At 49.7% G+C, this 19,669-nt stretch carries 22 protein-coding genes; 12 read left to right on the top strand and 10 right to left on the bottom strand.

The genetic code is table 11. From position 1 onward, the window contains the following. Positions 1-25 precede the first annotated feature (25 nt). On the top strand, positions 26-841 hold the full coding sequence (locus JTN23_RS03530) for a glycosyltransferase family 2 protein (RefSeq protein WP_247232437.1): 816 nt from the start codon (positions 26-28) through the stop codon (positions 839-841). A gap of 92 nt (positions 842-933) precedes the next feature. Then, positions 934-1,698 carry a glycosyltransferase family 2 protein gene (locus tag JTN23_RS03525; protein ID WP_247232435.1) on the top strand — a complete coding sequence of 255 codons (765 nt, stop codon included), beginning with the start codon at positions 934-936 and terminating at the stop codon, positions 1,696-1,698. A gap of 5 nt (positions 1,699-1,703) precedes the next feature. Here the strand turns inward: JTN23_RS03525 and JTN23_RS03520 are convergent, their stop codons facing one another. The 3 genes from JTN23_RS03520 to JTN23_RS03510 are packed head-to-tail and all read right to left on the bottom strand — an operon-like array spanning position 1,704 to position 4,857. Continuing rightward, entirely contained in the window at positions 1,704-2,156 is a 453-nt protein-coding gene (locus JTN23_RS03520) for a hypothetical protein (RefSeq protein WP_247232432.1), read from the bottom strand. Further along, the gene (locus JTN23_RS03515) at positions 2,143-3,315 is read right to left on the bottom strand and encodes a 1-deoxy-D-xylulose-5-phosphate reductoisomerase (RefSeq protein ID WP_247232430.1); all 1,173 of its coding nucleotides are present in this window, start codon (positions 3,313-3,315) and stop codon (positions 2,143-2,145) included. Before JTN23_RS03515 ends, JTN23_RS03520 begins: the two co-directional genes overlap by 14 nt. Positions 3,316-3,357: 42 nt before the next feature. Beyond that, entirely contained in the window at positions 3,358-4,857 is a 1,500-nt protein-coding gene (locus tag JTN23_RS03510) for a GH3 auxin-responsive promoter family protein (RefSeq protein ID WP_247232427.1), read from the bottom strand. Between the two features lie 178 nt (positions 4,858-5,035). On the opposite strand from JTN23_RS03510, the gene JTN23_RS03505 reads away from it, so the two are divergent. The 6 genes from JTN23_RS03505 (at position 5,036) to nadD (ending at position 9,856) form a co-directional block, all read left to right on the top strand. After that, a complete protein-coding gene (locus JTN23_RS03505) occupies positions 5,036-6,061 on the top strand; it encodes a rod shape-determining protein (RefSeq protein WP_247232426.1) in 1,026 nt (341 codons plus the stop codon). A 72-nt stretch (positions 6,062-6,133) separates the two neighbouring features. Continuing rightward, a complete protein-coding gene (mreC, locus tag JTN23_RS03500; RefSeq protein WP_247232425.1) occupies positions 6,134-6,976 on the top strand; it encodes a rod shape-determining protein MreC in 843 nt (280 codons plus the stop codon). Positions 6,977-7,020: 44 nt separating this feature from the next. Next, positions 7,021-7,491, top strand: a complete 471-nt coding sequence (locus JTN23_RS03495; protein WP_310586701.1) for a hypothetical protein — start codon at positions 7,021-7,023, stop codon at positions 7,489-7,491. Between the two features lie 224 nt (positions 7,492-7,715). Continuing rightward, a complete protein-coding gene (locus JTN23_RS03490; protein ID WP_409049426.1) occupies positions 7,716-8,315 on the top strand; it encodes a sigma-70 family RNA polymerase sigma factor in 600 nt (199 codons plus the stop codon). Between the two features lie 384 nt (positions 8,316-8,699). Continuing rightward, positions 8,700-9,287: a guanylate kinase gene (gmk, locus tag JTN23_RS03485; protein ID WP_247232422.1), complete on the top strand. Its 588-nt coding sequence runs from the start codon at positions 8,700-8,702 to the stop codon at positions 9,285-9,287. Next, positions 9,284-9,856 (top strand): nicotinate (nicotinamide) nucleotide adenylyltransferase, encoded by a 573-nt coding sequence (nadD, locus tag JTN23_RS03480; RefSeq protein WP_247232421.1) that lies wholly within the window; start codon positions 9,284-9,286, stop codon positions 9,854-9,856. The genes gmk and nadD overlap by 4 nt, the downstream gene beginning before the upstream one ends. Positions 9,857-9,867: 11 nt before the next feature. Here nadD and JTN23_RS03475 read toward each other — a convergent pair whose 3' ends face one another. From JTN23_RS03475 to cysS, 4 genes are read right to left on the bottom strand one after another with little or no spacing between them, the layout of a single operon-like run. Next, positions 9,868-10,260: a hypothetical protein gene (locus JTN23_RS03475; protein ID WP_247232420.1), complete on the bottom strand. Its 393-nt coding sequence runs from the start codon at positions 10,258-10,260 to the stop codon at positions 9,868-9,870. Positions 10,261-10,274: 14 nt separating this feature from the next. Continuing rightward, positions 10,275-11,285: a M28 family peptidase gene (locus tag JTN23_RS03470; protein ID WP_409049425.1), complete on the bottom strand. Its 1,011-nt coding sequence runs from the start codon at positions 11,283-11,285 to the stop codon at positions 10,275-10,277. 7 nt (positions 11,286-11,292) lie between these two features. After that, positions 11,293-11,823 (bottom strand): DUF192 domain-containing protein, encoded by a 531-nt coding sequence (locus JTN23_RS03465; protein ID WP_247232418.1) that lies wholly within the window; start codon positions 11,821-11,823, stop codon positions 11,293-11,295. 4 nt (positions 11,824-11,827) lie between these two features. Continuing rightward, positions 11,828-13,321, bottom strand: coding sequence for a cysteine--tRNA ligase (gene cysS, locus JTN23_RS03460; protein WP_247232417.1), 1,494 nt, complete (start codon positions 13,319-13,321; stop codon positions 11,828-11,830). A 176-nt stretch (positions 13,322-13,497) separates the two neighbouring features. Here cysS and JTN23_RS03455 point away from each other — a divergent pair, with 176 nt between their 5' ends. Then, positions 13,498-14,682, top strand: a complete 1,185-nt coding sequence (locus JTN23_RS03455; RefSeq protein ID WP_247232416.1) for a hypothetical protein — start codon at positions 13,498-13,500, stop codon at positions 14,680-14,682. A 42-nt stretch (positions 14,683-14,724) separates the two neighbouring features. Continuing rightward, the gene (locus tag JTN23_RS03450) at positions 14,725-15,642 is read left to right on the top strand and encodes a PfkB family carbohydrate kinase (RefSeq protein ID WP_247232415.1); all 918 of its coding nucleotides are present in this window, start codon (positions 14,725-14,727) and stop codon (positions 15,640-15,642) included. Between the two features lie 71 nt (positions 15,643-15,713). On the opposite strand, the gene JTN23_RS03445 is transcribed toward JTN23_RS03450, so the two are convergent. The 3 genes from JTN23_RS03445 to kdsA all read right to left on the bottom strand — a co-directional run bounded on the left by JTN23_RS03445 (position 15,714) and on the right by kdsA (position 17,900). Further along, positions 15,714-16,277 carry a DNA-3-methyladenine glycosylase I gene (locus JTN23_RS03445; protein WP_247232413.1) on the bottom strand — a complete coding sequence of 188 codons (564 nt, stop codon included), beginning with the start codon at positions 16,275-16,277 and terminating at the stop codon, positions 15,714-15,716. 48 nt (positions 16,278-16,325) lie between these two features. Continuing rightward, positions 16,326-16,994, bottom strand: coding sequence for a phosphatase PAP2 family protein (locus JTN23_RS03440; RefSeq protein ID WP_247232411.1), 669 nt, complete (start codon positions 16,992-16,994; stop codon positions 16,326-16,328). 90 nt (positions 16,995-17,084) lie between these two features. Then, the gene (gene kdsA, locus JTN23_RS03435) at positions 17,085-17,900 is read right to left on the bottom strand and encodes a 3-deoxy-8-phosphooctulonate synthase (protein WP_247232409.1); all 816 of its coding nucleotides are present in this window, start codon (positions 17,898-17,900) and stop codon (positions 17,085-17,087) included. Positions 17,901-18,131: 231 nt separating this feature from the next. Between kdsA and JTN23_RS03430 the strand changes: the two genes are divergently transcribed. Then, positions 18,132-18,368, top strand: a complete 237-nt coding sequence (locus tag JTN23_RS03430; protein ID WP_207503943.1) for an acyl carrier protein — start codon at positions 18,132-18,134, stop codon at positions 18,366-18,368. A 46-nt stretch (positions 18,369-18,414) separates the two neighbouring features. Then, the gene (gene fabF, locus JTN23_RS03425) at positions 18,415-19,668 is read left to right on the top strand and encodes a beta-ketoacyl-ACP synthase II (RefSeq protein ID WP_247232408.1); all 1,254 of its coding nucleotides are present in this window, start codon (positions 18,415-18,417) and stop codon (positions 19,666-19,668) included. Position 19,669 lies beyond the last annotated feature (1 nt).

Genomic DNA, 19,669 nt, shown 5'->3' with positions numbered 1-19,669 from the left:
GTTTAATCGGCTCTAATGCTCCGCTATGAAAGTATCCGTTTGTGTACCTACCTATAACCACGAAAAGTTCATCGGCCAGATGCTGGACGGTGCTTTGATGCAACAGACGACATTTCCGTTTGAAATAGTAGTAGGCGACGATGGCTCTACAGATGGCGCTCCTGCCATTATTCAGGAGTACGCAGACCGTTACCCTGATCGCATTCGGGCTTATATACACCCGGAGAATCTGGGCCCCAAAGAGCCCAGGGAATTTGGAGGCCGTAACAATGTCCTGTTTCTGCTCAAAGCCTGCCGGGGAGAGTACGTAGCCCTCTGTGAAGGAGATGACTACTGGACCGACCCCTACAAGCTTCAGAAGCAGGTAGATTTTCTGGAGCAGCATCCTGAATACGCCCTTTGTCATCATAACGTTCGGGTTATGTACGAAGATGGTTCACCGGAGCACTTGTTCAACTCCCCGGACCAGAAGCTTACCTCCACGGTGGAAGACTTGCTGGAGGACCGGTGGTTTGTGGCGACGGCCAGCCTCCTGTACCGCAACTACTTCCAGACCGATGACTTTGCGGACTGGCACCACCAGGCTGCCGCCGGTGACTGGGCCTTAGTGATACAACTGGCCGCTCGTGGTAAGATAGGGTACCTGCCGGAAGTAATGGGCGTATACCGCAAGCACCGCGGCGGGCTTAGTAATGTACAAGCTCCCACCAACCCTTACTTCCTGAAGAACCGGAAACAGATGTTTCTGAACGTAAACAACTGGCTCGGCGGACGCTACCACCAAACCGTAGCTACCACCGTACAGCGTTATGAGCAGCAGCTTAAGGCGCTCGAACAATAAGTAAATTAGGAAGTTTACGTTGATAATAAATATATTGTATCTAATATTAGTAGGAAATATATCCATCCTGTACCAACATAGTCTACAATCCAATGAAACTTAGTGTTGTAATTCCGGCCTACAACGAAGAGGAGTCCCTACCGGATACCATTCGGACCCTGTATAGTACCCTAAAAAAGTACAACATACCCCATGAGATATGCGTCACCAACGACAACTCTAAGGATGGTACGCTACGGGTACTGGACGAGCTCAGCATCGAAATCCCAACCCTCGTGTACTACACCAACATGGGTCCCAACGGCTTTGGGTATGCGGTGCGTTACGGTCTGGAGCGCTTTACAGGTGACTGTGTGGCGGTATTCATGGCCGATATGTCCGATGACCCGGAAGACCTGGTAAAATTCTACTTCAAAATGCTGGACGGCGACTATGACTGTGTCTTTGGAAGCCGCTGGGAGAAGGGTGGAAAAGTGATAGACTACCCCAAGACCAAGAAGATAATCAACCGCGTTGCCAACTTCATCGTGCGGATGGTAATGGGTATCCCTTACAACGATACGACCAACGCCTTCAAGCTGTACAAGCGCGAAACTATGGAGGGTCTCAAGCCTTTCCTTTCCCCCCACTTCAACCTCACCATTGAGCTTCCTCTCAAAGCCATGGTGCGCGGGTATAACTATGCCGTAGTTCCCAATAGTTGGACCAATCGCAAGTACGGGGAGTCGAAGCTGAAGATCAAGGAAATGGGAAGTCGCTACTTCTTTATACTCATGTACTGCCTCATTGAGAAGTACTTCTCACGCGGTGATTACATGAAGAAGGCCAGTGCACCCAAGCAAGTAGTAAGCCGGTAGGCCAACTACTTGAACCACTCCTGGATAAAGGTCAGACGGTAAATCAGAAAGGAAAAGATAAGCGACCAGGCGGTACCACTAATCAGCATCCACAGAAATATGCTGTGCCGTGGTACCCTGAAAGCTACTGCAATGGCAGTTCCGCCAATGGGGGTAAACAGGAGGGGCGTCATGAAGGCTATGCCAATGATTCCAAAGCGCTTCCAGGTGCGTACGGCCATCCGGTTAAAAGAAGTAAACCGACGCTTGGGCTTTTTACTCCAGCGCTTTAGCAGTAGCTGCAGCCCTTTGCCTACATAAGTTACAACCATAACCCCCAGCATCATTCCTACTACCGTACAGAGGGCAGTTTCGAGCCAGTGAAGCTTCAGCGCAAAGCCCGTAAGCGGCCCACCTACAAACTTAACTGCACTGGCCAGTACTACTGGCAGGTACTTTAACAAATCAATTGAATTCATAGTTTTCCCGCACCAGTTCGGTAGCTATCCGACGGGTCTCCTCGTCCGTCTGTACGTAATCATCATACGACGGCTTAGCTACAAATGAGACTCTGTCAGCGCAGGCCTCAATGATAGCTGATATGTTCAGGAAGCCAATCTCATCGTTCAGGAAGGCCGCTACCGCTACTTCATTGGCCGCATTGATAACGCAGGCCGCATTACCTCCCCGCTCCAGCGCCTCATAAGCCAGCCCCAGATTACGGAAAGTATCCATATCGGGCTGCTCAAAGGTGAGCGAAGGGTACTTAGCAAAACTAAATCGGGGGAAATCAGCCTTCAGGCGGTCGGGGTAGCTAAGTGCGTACTGGATCGGAAGCCGCATGTCGGGCAGTCCCATCTGAGCTTTGATGCTGCCATCCTCAAACTGCACCATGGAGTGGATGATACTCTGCGGATGTACCACTACATCAATCTGATCGGGACGCAGGTCAAACAGCCACTTGGCCTCTATTACTTCCAGCCCCTTATTCATCAGTGTAGCTGAGTCAATGGTAATCTTGGCACCCATGCTCCAGTTGGGGTGCTTGAGGGCCTGAGCTTTGGTTACCGTAGCCAGAAAATCACGCGTCTTGCCGCGGAAAGGTCCTCCCGACGCGGTCAGTATTATTTTCTCAATGGGATTCTGCTCCTCGCCCGTCAGACACTGGAATATAGCCGAATGCTCCGAGTCAACAGGATAAATATTGACCTGGTGCTCACGCGCCAGCCCCGTGATCATCTCACCGGCTACTACCAGTGTTTCTTTGTTGGCCAGGGCTATGTGCTTACCCGCTTTGATGGCCTGAATGGTAGGTAGCAGGCCTGAATAACCCACCAGAGCGGTTAGTACTGTATCAATATAATCGGCTTCTACCACTGATGCCAATGCATCCACTCCGGCATGTACCTGAATACCAAGCGGGGCAAGCGCCGAAGCCACCTGCTGGTATAGCTCTTCATTACAGATCACCACTTCACGCGGGCGGAAACGTACCGCCTGCTCAATCAACAGATCGGCGTTGTTTTGCGCGGTAAGTACCTCTACTGAAAAAGCATCCGGATTGGCATCCACTACTTCCAGTGCCTGAGTACCTATCGAGCCGGTAGAGCCTAGCAAGGCTATTCTTTTGGGAGTCATTCGTCTGGCTATCTTGTTGTTGCGCCCCTGGAGGTAGCTTTTTTATTTTAGTAGCGATCGCAGGCTATCCGCAATCTTACGATCATTGGAGAGACGAGGTACTTTGTTCTGTCCACCCAGTTTTCCCTGCGAGCGCATATGATCAATAAAGGCGTTCTTAGGCAGCGGCGTAATCACCAGCCGTCGCAGAATATTGCCCGAGATCAGGTCGTCGTAGTACACGTTCAGCTCCATCAACCTTCGGTCCAGGTCATTGGCAAAGGCCTCAGGGTCCTGAGGAGGTGTCGCAAACTCGATAAGCCACTCGTGGTAGGGAAGCCCGCCTTCGGGGGGCGTTACCATTGGAGCCACGGTAAATTCCACTACTTCGGTTCCGGGATGGCGTTCCATGGCATAGCGCAGGGCTTTCTCCACCTCTTCGCCAATGACGTGTTCGCCAAAGGCCGATATAAAATGCTTGATCCGCCCCGACACGATCACCCGGTACGGATTGGTAGATACGAATTTAACGGTATCTCCGATCGAGTACCCCCACAGACCAGCATTGCTATTGATCACTACGGCGTAGTTCTTGCCGACTTCTACTTCACCAATGGATAGCCGCTTCGGGTTTTCGTCGAAATAATTTTCGGCAGGAATAAACTCAAAGAAAATACCCGTGTTCAGCAGCAGCAGCATTCCTTCCTCGTGCTGGGAGTCCTGATACGCCAGGAAGCCTTCCGAGGCCGGATACAGTTCGATGGAGTCGATAGGCTTGCCGATGGAGTCAAACAACTTGGCCCGGTAAGGCTCAAAGTTTACTCCACCATACACAAACAACGAGAAGTCCGGGAATACGTCCTTGATCTTTTTGCCGGTGCGGGCCATGATGCGGTCGAAGTACATCTGTACCCAGGGCGGTATACCCGAGATGAGCGACATGGGCTGGTCGATGGTCTCGTCGATGATCCGATCCAGCTTGGTCTCCCAGTCTTCGATGCAGTTGGTTTCGTAGCTGGGCATCTGGTTGGTACGCAGGTAGCCCGGTACATGATGATTGGAAATACCCGACAACCGGCCGGTATGGATACCCGCCTTCTTGTCTAGCACCGGACTCCCCGACAGGAAGATCAGCTTTTTGTCCAGGAACTCCGATTTGCCCGTTTCGTTAATGTAATTCAGCAGTGCATTACGGGCTGAATTGATATGGTTAGAGATCGAATCGTGCGAGATAGGAATGTACTTGGTACCCGAGGTAGTACCTGAGGTTTTGGCAAAGTACAGAGGCTTATCCGGCCATAGTATATCCGACTCTCCCGCCAGGATGTACTCGATGTACGGCTTCAGATCTTCATAATCCCGTACCGGTACGGCCTGCTTATAATCTTCGTAGCTGTGGATGTCCCGGAAGAAGTGATCCCTCCCAAAACGCGTGTTAGCGGCCTTCTGTACCAGCGTCCGGCGCCATTGGTCCTGTACCTCTATACTCCGGGCAATCCATTCCTGTTGTTGCTGTACTATATACTGAGCCAGTGGTCGGCTTAAAAGTGATCTTATTCCCATAGTTGGGCAAAGGTAAATAGTATTTGGAAAATCTGGTGCATACTCCCTTTTACTCTATCCGATAGCACCTGATTTACATCCCTTTATGGAAATTATTGAAATACCTTTGTTTGTGGTTAATAATCTTTAATTTTGCAATCCTGAAATCCAAGCAAGTGTATTTTTTATAAGCGTAAACATGGGATTGTTTGATTTTTTGACCAGCGATATCGCCATTGATCTGGGTACTGCCAACACCCTGATTATTCACAAAGACACCGTGGTGGTAGATGAACCCTCCATCATCGCAATTGACAAGACAAGTGGAAAGGTATTGGCGATTGGCCACACGGCGATGCAAATGCACGAAAAGACCAATGAAAATATAAAAACCATTCGTCCGCTCAAAGACGGCGTAATTGCCGACTTTACAGCTGCTGAAATGATGATCCGGGGGATGATCAAAATGATCGATTCAGGCAACCGGTTCTTCTCAGCTTCACACCGGATGGTAATCTGTATTCCTTCAGGCATTACGGAAGTAGAAAAGCGGGCCGTTAAGGACTCAGCCGAGCACGCCGGGGCCAAGGAAGTATACATGGTACACGAGCCTATCGCAGCGGCGATCGGTATCGGTATCGACATTACCCAGCCCAACGGGGTGATGATTGTTGACATTGGTGGAGGTACTACCGAAATTGCCGTGATTGCGCTCTCAGGTATTGTTTGTGAGCAGTCGGTACGCATCGCTGGTGACGTGTTTACGCGTGATATTGTTGACTACATGCGCCGCGAGCACAACTTGCTGATTGGAGAACGCTCAGCCGAAATGATCAAGATAGCCATCGGCTCATCACTGCCTGAGCTTGAGTCACCACCAGATGATTACGAAATCCGGGGCCGTGACCTGATGACAGGTATTCCCAAAGAAATCAAAGTAACATACAGCGAGATTGCCTACGCCCTGGATAAGTCTATTTCCAAGATCGAGGAGGCTGTTATGAAAGCGCTGGAGATATCACCTCCGGAGTTATCTGCTGATATTTATAAGAATGGTATTCACCTGACGGGTGGGGGCGCCATGATACACGGTCTGGACAAGCGTCTGGCTGCCAAGACCAAGCTGCCTATCCACGTGGCCGAAGAGCCCCTGAAGGCAGTAGTACGCGGTACTGGTGAGGTCCTGAAAAACCTTGAACTGTACAAGCCTGTATTGATTACCTAGTAACGGATTGTTCACAGCAACCCAGATAGTACCGCTATCTGGGTTGCTGCTTCTTGTGAGCTCCTTTCGCCCATGTTTCAACTTGTTGAGTTCCTCTCCCGGAACCGGAATTTTATACTATTCGTGTTACTGGAAGTATTCAGCTTTTGGCTGATCGTCCAGAATAACTCGTATTGGGGAGCTACGTACTTTAATACATCCAACTACTACGTAGCCCAGGTACTTACGCTATCCAATTCGGTTCGCGACTTTGCCAATCTGAAGGATGTAAATACGCATTTGGCCGAGGAAAACGTTCGCCTTAACGCCCTGGTAGCTCAGTTGCAGCAACAGCGATCTTCCGATGCCCCTGCCGGGTACCAGCCTGACTCCGTCTTTGCCAGCCGCTTTACATTCAGAGTGGCCAAGGTAGTCAATAACGAAACCAGCCGGGCCAACAACTACATCACCATCGACAAGGGTACTGCCGAGGGGATACGTCCCGGAATGGGAGTTATTTCAGCTACGGGTGTAGTAGGGAAGGTACGTTTCTGCTCGGAGCACTACTCGGTAGTTACGTCTATCCTTCACTCGCAGTTCATGGTGTCGACTCGCCTGATCCGTAGCAATGAGATAGGTACTGCCAAATGGAGCGGTCAGAATCCGGAGATCATTGAACTGCACGATATATCGCGCTACCGGCCGGTACAGAAGGGCGACACCGCCGTTACATCCAACTTCAACTCGGTATTTCCTCCGGGTATAATGGTAGGAAAGGTCCAGGATTTGAGAGTCCGCCAGGACCAGACTTTCTTTGATATTGACCTGCAGCTGTCCACCGACTTCCGGAATCTATCGTATGTATACGTGGTACAGAACCGCCTGCGCCCCGAGCAGGACATTCTTCAAAAACGCATAGAAGACGAGCGCCGATGAGCTTACGCGAAATAATTCAATATACTTTATGGTTTTTGCTGTACATGGCCCTGCAGATACTGGTCATGCGCAATCTGGTGCTTTTTGATTATGCGTTTTGCTTTGTGTACATAGCCGGAGTTATCCTGCTTCCTACCGAAGCCAACCGTACCCTACTGCTGCTATTGGGCTTTGCCACCGGTATTATCGTCGATGTTTTTTACAATACTCTGGGACTGCACGCAGCGGCTACGCTGCTGGCCGTGTACCTGCGCCCCTTACTGATCAAGCTGATGTTTGAATCAAAAGGTACCGAACGCACCGACATCAGCATCCAGTCGTTAGGAGTAGGCTCTTACATCTCTTATATCTTCCTGCTGGTTCTTATTCACCACAGTGCTTTGTTTTTTATCGAAATGAGCCACTTCGGCATGGTACTCTACACTTTGTTACGAATAATCGCCAGTAGCCTCTTTACCACTTTAGTTATTCTGCTTATTCAGCTATTTTCCCGCCGTCAAAAGACTCTTGCCTGACAAATTGACCGTATGCCTGCATACTGGAGCGAAATTTTAGCTAGTTATCAGAATAAGTATTCGTACATACCACAAACCATTTAGTTAGTAATTGGTTTGTTCATAAAAACCCTCCAGATACAGTCTTATGATAAATCACTACTGATTTTATCCAGATGCCGTTCATCAAGTACTACTTGTCGGTGTCTGGGACTGTGCTAAAATTTGTAGTAGTCAGCATACCTATGTCAGTTGTTATGTCAGAAGCAATCATAAAAGAAGGATACACGGACGATCAGCGATATGAGATATTCAATCGCGAGTTCATGCCACATATAGATTCAATGTACAACTTCGCCTTTCGCCTTACAACCGATGAGGACGATGCCAATGACCTGGTGCAGGATACCTACTTAAAGGCATTTCGGTTTATCTCTTCGTTTGAGCAGGGTACCAACGCTAAGGCCTGGTTGTTTCGAATCCTGAAAAATAGCTTTATCAACGATTACCGTAAGAAGAGCAAGGAGCCATCCAAGGTAGATTACCAGGAGGTGGAGACTACCTATAACTCCGAAGAAGCGGCTGATACCAACTATACCGTCGATTTGCGGGCCGATGCCGTGCAGGATCTGATAGGTGATGAGGTAGCCACGGCTCTTAATGCTTTACCGGTAGATTTCCGTACGGTCATTATACTTTGCGATATCGAAGGCTTCACGTATGAAGAGATGGCCAAGATACTTGACATCCCTATAGGTACAGTACGGTCGCGTCTGCACCGGGCTCGTAACCTTTTGAAGGAAAAATTAAAAAATTATGCGAGTTCAATGGGTTATGACGCTTAACTCATGAAACTTTTTCATGGACCACTGTGGTTATCAGGGTACAACCATACCACTTATAACTAATTTCACGAGAACGATTTTGTGATGAATGCACCATCTAACAGGCCTTCTGCTGAGGGAGAAAAGCAAGAACAGCCAATGAAGCAACATTGTGAGCATCATGCTGAATGTATTAAGAAGATTCAAGCTATTCTTGATGGCGAAGCAACCGAAAGCGAGAAAGAACATTTCAGGTTAAATATGGACAAGTGCATGCCATGCATCCAGTCTTATCACCTAGAGAAATGTATTAAGGAAGCCTTACATAACAAAGTACTACGTAAGCCTTGCCCAGATGACCTGCTAGCCGTAATTAAGGCTAAAGTAAACAGTTAATGAATAAAGGTGGAAGGAAAGCTTATCATATTTTCTGCACCTTCTGGTTCAGGTAAAACGACAATAGTCAGGCACCTTCTGGCTAAGTACTCTTCAAAACTCGCTTTTTCTGTATCTGCCTGTACCCGGCCTCGCCGTGATTACGAAGTACACGGGCGGGACTATTACTTCCTTACTCCGCAGGAGTTCAGAAAGCATATTGCAGACAACGACTTTGCAGAATGGGAGGAGGTATATGCCGGCAACTACTACGGTACGCTTAAGTCCGAAATAGAGCGCCTGTGGAGCGAGGGCAAGCATGTCCTGTTTGATGTGGATGTAAAAGGTGGTCTAAAGCTCAAGGAAGCCTACGGAGACCAGGCACTGGCCGTATTTGTTAAAGTAAGCTCAGAGGATGAGATCCGGCGACGCCTCAACAGCCGTGGTACCGAAACGGAGCAAACTATGGCTACACGCCTGGCCAAGGTCCGGTATGAACAAAGCTTTGAGCATGAATTTGACCAGGTACTTGTCAACGATGACCTGGAAGAAGCGCTTCGGAAGGCAGAAAATATAGTAGAAGACTTTATAGCCCCTACGGGCGGAGCCTTATCATGAAAATAGGCTTATTCTTTGGGTCTTTTAACCCTATCCACGTAGGGCACCTGATTATAGCCAATACCATGGCTACGGCCACCGACCTGGATCAGGTATGGTTTGTAGTAAGCCCACAGAATCCTTTTAAGAAGAATAAGAGCCTCCTGCACGAATTTGACCGCCTTGATATGGTTGAGCGGGCTATTTCGGACAATGCTCTTTTGAAAGCAACCGACGCCGAATTCCATATGCCGCGCCCCAGCTATACCATTGACACGCTGGTGCGCCTGCTCGAAAAATACCCCCAGCATACCTTCCGCCTTATTATGGGGGAAGATAACCTGGCTCAGTTTCCTAACTGGAAAAACCACGATAAAATACTGGAGTATGTAGGGCTGTACGTATATCCACGACCGCAAGCAGCTCCACATGCCTTTGCTAATCATCCGGCGGTGCGTTTTGTTCCGGCTCCTCTGCTGGACATCTCAGCTACGTACATTCGGGATTCTATCCGACAGGGCCACTCTATACGCTACATGGTACCTGATGTAGTAGAGGAAATGATAACCCGAAAGAAGTTTTACGTATAAGGCCTAAAGAGCTACTCCAGAGGCTGACTCTGGTAGGTAATCTCGGTAAGCAGGCCTACAGCATTGAAGCGCAGGATTGCTTTGGGAGAATAGGATTTCTTTGTTATGTCCTCACAGTGGGTACCTTTCTCCAGGAAGTATACGTACACCTTTTGATTACGACCTCCAAGCTGATGAATATCGGGGCGCCCCAGTAGCTCACCTACTTCATTGGCAAACTTACCAATGAGTACTTTCTGCTCCGCCTTGAAGTTATCTACCTGCGTAGCACGATCTCCTTTGCATCCTCCCCTATCCTGTCGCCACTTAACCAGATCCAGCTGACCCAGCTTCTCAGGTGCCGAGGTACAGGCTACCATAAGTGCCATCAGGCCGAAGGATACTATTTTCAAAGCTTGTTTCATCACTACAGCAAGGTTTACTGAATAGGCTGTGCCTCCTGATAAATTACCTGTACCAGCGTCTGACCGACGGCCTTCAGGGTATTGCGGTCAATGGTATCCATATCATCCTGGGCGGTGTGCCATTCGTCGAAGAAGGTCCGGCTCAGGCTGTTTACCCGCAGATGGATAATATCGATCATCGGAAAACGAGCTATTTCGTTGACCGGTACATGATCGTCCGTAATGGCCGGTCCACGCTGGTCAATAAAATACTGGTTATACCCCAGTTGACTGGCGGTGCGCCACACGTTGTTGACGATCTCAGCTCCGTACTGCATTGAGTACCCTTCCTTCGGAAAAGTAGCGCCCTTGGCTCCTACCATATCCAGTAGTACTCCGAAGTAAGCCGTATAACCAGGTATATGACGGTTGGCCGCCCAGTACTGTGAGCCGAGGCAAAATCCACCGTACTTGTCTTTGGCCTCCTGCGAATTGCCCCAATCTTCGGCATCAAAGAATACAATATCCACGCCTACATCAGCCTTATTGGGGCTCTGGCTAAGTACCCGGGCTACTTCCAGCAGTACCCCTACTCCACTAGCTCCGTCGTTGGCGGCCGGTACCGGTTTGGTACGAGCGGTAGAGTCTTCATCCGCAAAAGGACGCGAGTCCCAGTGTGCAGCCAGCATGATCCGCTTAGCCGCCTGCGGATTAAAGGTACCGATGATGTTACGGGCGTTGAGTTTTTTGCCGTCGTAGGTGGTGGCGGTAAAAGGCTGCTCCGTCACCTGCCAGCCGTACTGCTTCAGCGTTGCCACCAGGTAGTCACCCGTCTGCCGGTGAGCCGGTGTATTGGGTACACGCGGCCCAAAAGCTACCTGCTTCTCAACAAAAGCATAGGCAGAATCAGCATTGAAAGCAGGAGCCTGCACAAGTGCGGTAGTTTGCTGTTCGGTGGTCTGTTCAGAAGATTCTTTTTTGGTACAGCCCCAATGAGTACCAAGTGTTGCAATCAACAGTAAGCCTGCAATAGTGTTACACTTCATATAATTCCTAAAAAGAAATAGAATCGCCTACTTTGATCCCGTAGCGGTCGGTAAAGCCGGCATTGACCTCTACCACGTACTGCGCATTCTCGTACGACGGAAGGCTTTGCTCGGAGTAGGGAGTTGTATTCTTATGAATATAGACGATCTCTTTGTTTTCATTCACATAGAGGATGTCCAGCGGTATAATGGTATTCTTCATCCAGAACGACTGCGGCTCTGACTGCTCAAAGATAAACAGCATCCCTACCGAATCGGGCATGTACGAGCGGTACATCAATCCCTGATTCCGCTCTGCCTCATTCTCCGCCACCTCTACATCTATTTTCTTGATGGCTGCCCCACCACTTATAAATACCACTTCTCCCTCTTTGGTAAAAGTAGGTGTACTACTTCCGGCCCCGGCCGAGCCTTCTGAGGTAGCCTCAGTGCTGGTCTTGCGGTCGTTAAGAAAGGGTACTACTACATAGCCAATACCGGCGAGCACAAAGACGGCCAGCAGGATCAGCGCAAAGAGGGATTGGCGGTTACGGCGCATAGGTTTATTCTTCGTAGGCCCAGTCGATGCGGTGCTTCATATCGCGGATCACCAGGCCCTGGTTTTTAAAATAGTGACGGATTTCATCTACTTTCTCGTACTCCTGAGCGGCTTTATACTCGCGGTACAGGCTCAGCATTCCGGTTATCACGGCATCGCCGGCCGTATTCTCTTCCTGCAGACCCAGTACATCCTCGAAGAAAACCACAAACTTCTCTTTCAGCAGATCAAAGGTTTCCTTACCCAAAGCCGCTGATTTCAGCTGGTTGAGGTAAAGCATGTTGGCGTACTTGAGCAGGTTGAACAGGTGCGCAATGGCCACGGCGGTATTAATATCGTCGTTCATGGCCTCGTAGAAACCCCGGATCGAATTCTCCACATCGGCCTTCTTCTTTTCGTCGATGGCTACGCCTTCCTCCTCTACAAACTCCTGCAGCTTGAGTACCCGGTACCCATTCACCAGTCGCTTATAGCCTTTCTGCGCGGCTTTGAGCGCATCGTTGGAGAAGTCCAGCGTACTGCGGTACTGGCTCTGCAGCATGAAGAAACGTACCGTCATGGGACTAAATGCCTGCGCCAGCAGCGGATGGCTTCCCGTAAACAGCTCGTGCGGCAGGAACGAGTTACCCAGCGACTTAGACATTTTCTGGCCGTTTACGGTCAGCATGTTGGAGTGCATCCAGTACCGTACGGGATCGTGGCCCGTGAGGCCGGTACCCTGCGCGATCTCGCACTCGTGGTGGGGAAACTTGAGGTCCATACCGCCCCCGTGAATATCAAACTGCTTGCCCAGGTACTTGGTACTCATACAGGTACACTCGAGGTGCCAGCCCGGAAAGCCACGCCCCCAGGGCGAGTTCCACTGCATAATATGTTCGGGCGAAGCGTTTTTCCAGATGGCGAAGTCGAGCGGGTTGCGCTTTTCGGCCTGTCCGTCCAGCTCGCGGGTTTCGTTGAGGAGGTCTTCGAGTACCCGGCCCGAGAGCTTGCCGTAATTGTGCCCGCCCTCGTTGTACTTCATAATATCAAAGTACACCGACCCGTTGGACTCGTAGGCCAGACCGGAGTCAATCAGTTTTTTCACTGCCTCAATCTGCTCGATGAGGTGGCCGGTAGCGGTAGGCTCAATACTGGGTGGCAGCAAGTTGAAAGTAGCCGTTACCTGATGGAAATCGTTAGTATATCGCTGCACGATCTCCATGGGCTCTACCTTCTCCAGCTTGGCCATCCGGCCGATTTTGTCTTCGCCCTCATCTCCATCACCTACCAGGTGCCCTACGTCAGTAATGTTGCGGACGTAGCGTACTTTATAGCCAATATGGGTAAGGTACCTGAACAGGGTATCAAAGGTCAGGAAGGTACGTACATTGCCCAGGTGTACATTATTATATACGGTGGGTCCGCATACATACATGCCTACATAGGGAGGAGACAGAGGTTCAAATAATTCTTTCTGACGGGTAAGCGTATTATATAGCTTCAGAGGCTGTTCACTCATGCGTAGTTCTAACTGGTTCTATTTTGCAAAACTAATCATTTGTTGAGGATTGACCTCTAAAAATAGTGGCTAACCCGCCTACCTGCCACCCGATTCGGCAGTTTTCGCTATATTCGCGCCTATTATTCTGAAAACGAACCGCTACTGGACGCCCGTCCTTGCCTGTATATACCACTATGGAAATCGTAGAAGTAGGAAATGATGCTTACCTCCGCAGCGAGTTTCTTCAGCTTCCAGTACGGATTTACCGCAACAATCCCTACTGGATACGTCCGCTCGACAAGGACATTGAGGAAGTATTTGATCCCAACAAAAATAAGTTGTTTCAGGATGGAGAGTGCGCGCGCTGGCTGGCAGTAGACAGCAGTGGCCAGACCGTCGGGCGCGTAGCTGCTTTCTATAATCGCAAGCTGGCGGAGAAAGGCAACGACCAGCCTACCGGCGGCATGGGATTCTTTGAGTGCGCCAACAACCTGGATGTAGCCTACCTGCTCTTTAACACCTGCCGCGACTGGCTGGAGGCACGGGGTATGGAAGCCATGGATGGTCCCATCAACTTCGGCGACCGGGACCGCCACTGGGGACTACTGGTAGATGGTTACGACAAGGAACCTACCTATGGGATGGGGTACCATATGCCCTACTACCGCCCGTTCTTTGAAAGCTACGGCTTTCAAACCTACTTTGAGCAGTATACCTACTACTTACCGATGGAGGAAGAACGGGTGCGCCCCCTGCTGCATCCGGCGGTATTTGCCCGTGCCGAGAAAATATTCAATACCCCCGGCTACGACTTCCGGCATATCCGGAAAAATGAGATGGAGAAGTACGCCGAAGATTTCAGAACCATTTACAACAAAGCCTGGGCCAAACATCTGGGTGTAGGTGAGATGACATCCGATAAAGCCAGGCAGCTCATCAACCGGATGAAACCGATCCTGGAAGAAGATCTGATGTGGTTTGGGTACTACGAAGATGAGCCCGTAGCTTTCTTTATCATGCTGCCGGAGCTGAACCAGATCTTCAAGCATGTCAACGGGAAGCTCGACTGGATCGGGAAGCTCAAGTTTATGTACCACAAGCTGATGAAGACCAACCACAAAGCCTTTGGAGTTATTTTTGGCGTGGTACCGGAGTTTCAGAAGAAGGGTATTGAATCAGCCATCGCACTGGCCTACTCCAAAATAGCCTGGAACACCGACTACCAGTACAAAGACCTCGAACTGAACTGGATTGGCGACTTTAACCCCAAGATGATCAACTTTGCCAAGTTGCTGGGAGGAGTACCTCACAAGACCCATCTTACCTACCGCTACCTGTTTGACCGTACCAAAGAGTTTAAGCGTCATCCTGTCATCTAGTCCATACTAATCTTAGCTTTTATTCTAATTTAAAAATATACAATGAGTCTTCTTACCATAGGATCCGTGGCGTTTGACGCCCTTGAAACACCATTTGGAAAAACTGATAAAATCATTGGAGGTGCTGCCACCTATATCACACTGGCGGCTTCCTACTTTACCAAGAAAAACAACCTGGTAGCTGTAGTGGGAGGCGACTTCCCTCAGGATATGATAGACCTGCTGCAGACACACGGTGTCAATACCGAAGGACTGCAGATCAAGCAGGATGAGAAGACGTTCTTCTGGTCGGGCAAGTACCATACCGATATGAATACCCGTGATACCATGGATATTCAGCTCAACGTAATGGAGCATTTCGATCCTACCATTCCGGATACCTATCAGGACTGCGAGTACCTGATGCTGGGCAATACGGCACCGGCTATTCAGCGTATGGTGATAGAGCGTATGCACAAGCGCCCCAAGCTCATCATGCTGGATACCATGAACTTCTGGATGGATGTAGCCTGGGACGATCTGGTGCAGGTATTGGGTATGGTAGATGTACTGACCATCAATGATGAGGAGGCCCGCCTGCTCTCGAAGGAATACTCATTACGTAAAGCAGCTAAGAAGATCATGGAAATGGGTCCCAAGACACTGATCATCAAGAAGGGTGAGCACGGTGCTCTGCTTTTCCAGGGCGACCGCATCTTCTTTGCTCCTGCTCTGCCACTGGAAGAAGTATTCGATCCAACCGGTGCCGGTGACACGTTCGCGGGTGGATTTATCGGGTACCTGGCCAGCACCGACGACATCTCGTTTGACAACATGAAGCGCGCCATCATCTATGGCTCGGCCATGGCATCGTTCTGCGTCGAGAAGTTCGGTACTGAGCGTATCGTCAACCTGACCGAGCAGGATGTAAATAATCGTGTACTTGAATTTGTGAACCTGGCCAGCTTTGAGATCAGGTAGTTAGGTCTTAGCTGATAGCTTTGTAGATAAAAAGAGCGGGCTCATGCACAAAGTACATGAGCCCGCTCTTTTTATAAGGTTATGTTCTCCAGCCAGCGGGGCTTAGTGTTCAGGACCTCCTCGTATATGGGGCAGTCGGGACTATGAGCGCCGGGCAGGTACCCCGTACTCATCAGAAACTCGTTGACAATCTCACCTCCCACAAATCGGAACTTCTTCTTGAACAGCTTGATCCACTGCTCCTTCGTAGCCGGGTGGTGGTGGTCCAGCCAGGCTTTGAACGATCCGTACTCCTGCTGCATCTCCTGGATAACCCGCGCATTATGGATAGCCGCCAATACCTTCAGGCGGTTACGAATAACACCCGGGTCGGCCAGCAGGCGCGCTATATCCTCTTCACCGTACATGGCTACTCTGTTTATACTGAAATCGCTATAAGCCTTACGAAAGTGGTCCTGCTTCCGCAGCATAAGCGTCCAGCTCAGGCCAGCCTGATTAATCTCTAGCAACAGCCTTCCAAACAGCTCATCGTCATCCTCAATCGGGAAGCCGTACTGCTGGTCGTGGTAGTGCTTATTCAGAAGGTAATCGGTACTATCCGATATGCTTTGAATGATGTAGTTGCAGTAGCTCATTGGGAGTATAGTTAGCTTATTGGTTACCGTCTCTATACAACCAGGTATTTATCTCCTCGGACGGCTGCGTACCTTTCTTTTCACATTTGGGTATAGCAAGTACATGGCTTTGGTAGTACCTATCCCTACTCCGGCTCCGAATAGTACATCCGACAGCCAGTGGCGGTTGTTGAGCATGCGCAACGTCGCCACGGATGTAGCTACTCCGTATCCCCCTACACTGTACCACACACTGCGGTGGCCGTACTCCTGGTGTAGCAGCGTAGCCCCGGTAAAAGCCGCCGTGGTATGCCCCGATGCGAAAGAATCAAAGCCATTCAGGTCGGGACGGGGGTACTTGGATAGTACCTTAAAGGTAGTAGTTATACCCTGTGCTACTAAGGTAGACACAACGGCCAGTAGTATCTGCTCGCCAAAGGGATGCCTTCCTTTGACACCTATAGCTCCCAGGCCCAGGCTCACCGCAGCGGGCGTCACCGCCAGAAAGTCGTCGGCTCTGGTAGCGTAGCTTGGGTATCTGTTTATGATCTGACGCTGCAGCTGACGGCTGATATTACCCTGCACGATCAACCCCGATGTCATCAAAGCAGCCGGTAGAATAAACTCACGAGGCCGAACCCCGGTACCTGTCGTATCAATAGCGTACTGGGCCTGCAGTCCGGAAGCTCCGTGGAGGAAAATCAGAAGTAGGAAAAGAAAACGATAAAATAAATTCATGCGTAAGCTACTCTATAATTGTGGATATGGGACTAATCGTATCAAAAGGACAGGGAGCTTTTGAGGCCCGCTTGTATCAATTCGATATACTTAAGATATAACGGCTTCTCTCACGCGTAGTAGTCGCTCCAGCAGACCTTCTAGCTGGTCCAGCGGAAGCATGTTGGCTGCGTCCGACTTAGCCTCGGAAGGATTGTAGTGCGTTTCCATAAAGAGCCCGTCAGCTCCTACGGCTATGGCTGCTTTGGCAATGGTTTCGATGAGTCTGGGCTTACCACCCGTTACACCACTGCTCTGGTTGGGCTGCTGCAGCGAGTGTGTACAATCCATTACCACCGGTACCCCAAACGACTGCATCTCGGGCAGGTTGCGGTAGTCAACTACCAGGTCGCCGTAGCCAAACATATTGCCCCGGTCGGTAAGTACCACCTGCGCCTCAGGATTGGTAGCTCCGATTTTTTCTACCGCGAATTTCATAGAAGCCCCCGACAAAAACTGCCCCTTCTTCACATTCACCACTTTTCCCGTCTGGGCGGCAGCTACAAGCAGATCGGTCTGGCGGCACAGGAACGCCGGTATCTGCAGTACATCCACATACTCGGCAGCCATGGCGGCTTCGTGCGCTTCGTGGATGTCGGTAACAGTAGGTACTCCGAAAGTATCGCTTACTTCTTTGAGTATACTGAGTGCCTTTTCGTCACCAATACCCGTAAAGGAGTCCACCTTAGTACGATTGGCTTTACGGTAAGAGCCTTTAAATATATAAGGGATCCGCAGTCGGTTTGTGATGGTTACAATCTGTTCTGCAATGCGTAGCGCCATGTCCCGCCCCTCTACAGCGCAGGGGCCCGCCATCAGGAAAAAGTTGGAGGAATCGGTATGTTGAAGTTTCGAAATATGCAGCATAGGCTTCTGAAATCGGTAATAATTGAAAATTTCCTCAAAGGTACGGTTCTCTAAGCTGATCTGGACCAAATCTACTTTTATAGCCAATCAATATTTTGTAAGCAGCTGATATACTGCTATTTTTTTTGCATGGCTGGCTGTGAGCTTCATCCGGGCGTATTAAAAATTGTTTGACAAAATGATTTGAAATATCTTTCTTTGTGGCGTTTTTAACCAAAAAGCGTTTACAAAATGTCAGAAATCGCAGAAAGAGTTAAGCAGATTATCGTCGAGAAACTCGGCGTAGAAGAGTCGGAGGTAACGCCCGAGGCCAGCTTCACAAACGACTTGGGAGCAGACTCTCTGGATACCGTTGAGTTGATCATGGAGTTCGAGAAAGAATTCAACATCTCTATTCCTGACGACCAGGCTGAAAATATCGGTACGGTAGGTCAGGCTATCACCTATCTGGAAGAAAACGTTAAGTAGTCAAAGCTTACACTAACCGTATTATCTTCCCCTTTTAGTCCATTTTATGAGTTTCAAGCGAGTTGTAGTTACCGGATTAGGCGCCCTTACGCCAGTAGGAAATGATGTTCAAACTTTTTGGAAGAATTTGGTGGCCGGCGTCAGTGGCGCGGCACCTATTACCCGATTCGATGCCGAAAAGTTTCGGACCCGCTTTGCCTGTGAGGTAAAGGGTCTGGATCTGAATGACTACATTCCCCGGCAGGAGGCTCGTAAAATGGACCCCTTTACCCAATACGCAGTTATCGCGGCCGAAGAGGCCATGAAAGATGCCGGCTTTGATCTGGAAAAACTTGATCTGGACAAGGCGGGTGTTATATGGGGCTCGGGTATAGGCGGTCTGAAAACCTTTGAAGATGAAGTAATGAACTTCAGCGAAGGCAACCGTACCCCACGCTTCAATCCTTTCTTTATCCCCAAAATGATCGCAGATAGTGCCTCCGGGGTTATCTCGATCCGCTACGGCTTCCGTGGGCCAACCTTTATTACCGTTTCGGCCTGTGCATCTTCTACCAATGCCCTTATTGATGCCTACAACTACATCAGGCTGGGTATGATGGATGTGTGCATCAGCGGTGGATCCGAAGCAGCCGTTACCAATGCGGGTGTAGGTGGATTCAACGCACTGAAAGCCCTTTCGGAGCGTAATGATTCTCCCGAAACAGCCTCACGCCCCTACGACAAAGATCGTGATGGGTTTGTATTAGGCGAAGGAGGAGCTGCCCTGATTCTGGAAGAATACGAGCACGCCAAAGCCCGCGGTGCTAAGATCTACGCCGAAATGATCGGTGCCGGCATGACCTCTGATGCCTACCATATCACGGCTCCTCATCCTGAAGGACATGGCGCCTACATGGTAATGAAAAATGCCCTAGCGGATGCAGGTATCAAGCCCGAAGATGTAGATTACATCAATACGCATGGTACTTCTACTCCCATTGGAGATCCTCAGGAAATAAAAGCCATTGAGCGGATGTTTGGTGATGCTGCTTATAACCTCAATATAAGCTCTACCAAATCGATGACCGGACACCTGCTCGGTGGAGCCGGTGCTATCGAAGCCGCCGCTTGTATCCTGGCTATCCAAGATCAGGTGGTACCTCCTACCATCAATCACTTTACGGACGACCCCGAGATTAATCCTCGCCTGAATCTTACCTTTAATAAGGCTCAGCAACGTACCGTTAATATCGCACTCAGCAATACCTTTGGTTTTGGCGGCCACAATGCGTCTGTCATCTTCAAAAAGTTAGACGTCTAAC

The sequence above is a fragment of the Telluribacter roseus genome, assembly GCF_017355915.2.
GTDB lineage: Bacteria > Bacteroidota > Bacteroidia > Cytophagales > Spirosomataceae > Telluribacter.
The sequence above is the reverse complement of the archived record's forward strand: the minus strand, read 5'-3'. Positions and strand labels throughout refer to the sequence as shown.